Genomic DNA, 2,229 nt, shown 5'->3' with positions numbered 1-2,229 from the left:
ACGCGGGCGACGGGGCGACTATCGTTGCGGTCAAATACCGGCCTTGCCGGCCAGTACCGGAGCGTGATCGATGACCAATGAACTGCCGCCTTCCAGCCTTGGGGCCGCGACCGCCGGTGCGTGGCTGACCGCGACGAACCTGGTGCTGATCGCGATCGGCGTCATCCTGGCGCTGCTGGTGATCTGGTGGGGGGCGAAGCTGAAGCGTCAGCGCCGAGCGGTCGATCGGGTGATCGAGGATCGCGCCGAAGATGCCGCGCCCGCGCCGTTCGCCGCATCGCTCGACGATACGCCCCCGCCGGCGCCCGAGACCGAACCGGCCCCGTTCGATCCCGCCCCGCCACCATTGGCCGACACGCCGGTGGTCGCCGCCGCGCCGTTCGACGCCGGCCCGGCGGCGATCGCGGCCGACCTCGCCACCCCGCCCGCCCCTGCCCCAGCCACGCCGGCCGCCACCCCCGACGACCTGACGCGAATGAAGGGAATCGGGCCAAAGCTCGCCGCGCGCCTGGGCGATCTGGGCATCACCCGCTTCGCGCAGATCGCCGCGCTGACCCCGGCGGAAGCCATCGCGCTGGACGCCCAGCTTGGCACCTTCCAGGGCCGCATCGCGCGCGACCGGTGGATCGAACAGGCAGGCTATCTAGCCAACGACGACCGCGCCGGGTTCGAGGCGGCGTTCGGGCGGTTGTAACGGGAACCGCCGCGGTCGAAGGCTGTAGCGGGATGACATAAGGTAGACCTAATACCAAGACTCGCTGATCAGAACCCTTGGGCCCATTTTCGCATGCCGATCGACGTGATGCGCCAGGGTTGCTCGACCAGCTTGTTCCAGGCGCCGCAGCAATGGTCGACGATCTCGTCGTAGGAGCCGAACACGCGGTTCGAGAGCCAGTTGTCGCGCATGAACTGCCAGATGTTTTCCTGTGGGTTGAGTTCGGGGCATTTCGATGGGATCGCGATGATCGAGATATTGGCGGGCAGCGCGAGCTTCGGCGTCAGATGCCAGCCGGCCTGATCCATCAGCAGCACGGCATGGGCGCCGGGCGCGACATGCAGTGCGATTTCCGCCAGGTGCAGGTTCATCGTGTCGGTGTTGCAGAACGGCAGGACGAGGCCTGCGGCTTTTCCCTCCTGCGGGCAGATTGCGCCGAAGATGTAGGCCGAGGTGGTGCGCTGATCGTGCGGTGCCGAGGGTCGCGTCCCCCGCTTCGCCCATCGCCTCGTGATCTTGGTCTTCTGCCCGATCCGAGCCTCGTCCTGGAACCAGACCTCTATCGGTGTACCGCGCGGGAGGGAGGCTCCGACCTTGTCCAGCTTGGCCGCGAAGCCCCCTTTTTGAAGGCTTCGATCGCATCCGGATCCTGGGCATGATGCTTCGGCCGGGCCGACAGCTTGCGGTAGCCAAGCGCGCGTAGCTCGCGGCTCAACGTCGGTCGCGATACCGACAGCGAGAAGTCGTCCCACAGCATCTGTGCAAGGTCGACGATCCGCCAGCGCACCACCCCGTGGACCGCCGGGATAGGGCCTCGCTCGATCGCCTCGACCAGCGCCGTTCGGTGGGCTGCCTGCAACAGCGATGGCGGCCCTGGCGCCTTCCGGTCGATCAGCCCGCCAGGCCCGCTCGCGTTGAACTTCATCACCCAGTCCCGGACGATCTGCAACGTGACCCCGCCGATCCGCGCCGCCTCGGTCCGGCTCGATCCCTCATAGATCGCCGCCAGCGCGAGCAGCCGCCGGGTCTGCGCACCGTCCTTCGACAGCCGGGCGGCGCTCCTAACCGCGGTGGCGTCGAAGTCGGTGCGAAGCGCGATAGCCATGGCAAACCCCAGTCCGTTTGCCATGCTGAATCAGAGACCGGTGCTGCTGGCAATGCGCCACAGCGGCTCGGCGCCGTCCAGATCCTCGATCTCCGACCAGTGGGCGTGCTGGATTTCGTTCGGACGCACCGCCGTCAGCGCGAGCAGGCGCAGGGCGAACTTCGTCGCGGCGCGGCAGCGCTGGTCGTCGCAGTCACGGAGCATCTGGCGCACCAGCGCGATCTGGTCGTCGTGGTCGCGGATGCGGTCGACGATCGACGGCTGCTTCTTGCCGCGCGGCTTCCGGCGCAGCGCCTTGCCCAGGCTCGCGGCCGGATCGGCTCGGCAGATGCCGGTGGCGATACCATGCAGGAAGATGCCCGACATGCGCTGGCGAAGGCGGTGTGCCGTCTCGATGGCGCCCCGCTGT

At 68.1% G+C, this 2,229-nt stretch carries 3 protein-coding genes; 1 reads left to right on the top strand and 2 read right to left on the bottom strand.

Annotated features, from left to right (window positions below; genetic code table 11):
- Nucleotides 1-70 precede the first annotated feature (70 nt).
- A complete protein-coding gene (locus VF643_RS08555; protein ID WP_331042966.1) occupies nucleotides 71-694 on the top strand; it encodes a hypothetical protein in 624 nt (207 codons plus the stop codon).
- Between the two features lie 68 nt (nucleotides 695-762).
- Here VF643_RS08555 and VF643_RS08550 read toward each other — a convergent pair.
- Together VF643_RS08550 and VF643_RS08545 are read right to left on the bottom strand one after the other, a co-directional pair.
- Nucleotides 763-1,844 (bottom strand): IS630 family transposase gene (locus VF643_RS08550; RefSeq protein ID WP_414713833.1). Its coding sequence is split into 2 segments (ribosomal slippage): nucleotides 763-1,332 and nucleotides 1,335-1,844, totalling 1,080 coding nucleotides; the frame shifts between segments, so codons are not numbered across the junction.
- A 6-nt stretch (nucleotides 1,845-1,850) separates the two neighbouring features.
- Nucleotides 1,851-2,229: tyrosine-type recombinase/integrase (locus tag VF643_RS08545; protein ID WP_414713832.1), on the bottom strand; the 379-nt coding region annotated here is incomplete at its 5' end.

Origin of the sequence: Sphingomonas sp. (genome assembly GCF_036387595.1) — a bacterium.
Classification (GTDB): Bacteria; Pseudomonadota; Alphaproteobacteria; order Sphingomonadales; family Sphingomonadaceae; genus Sphingomonas.
Note: the sequence above shows the minus strand (reverse complement) of the source record. Positions and strands in the feature narration are given on the sequence as shown.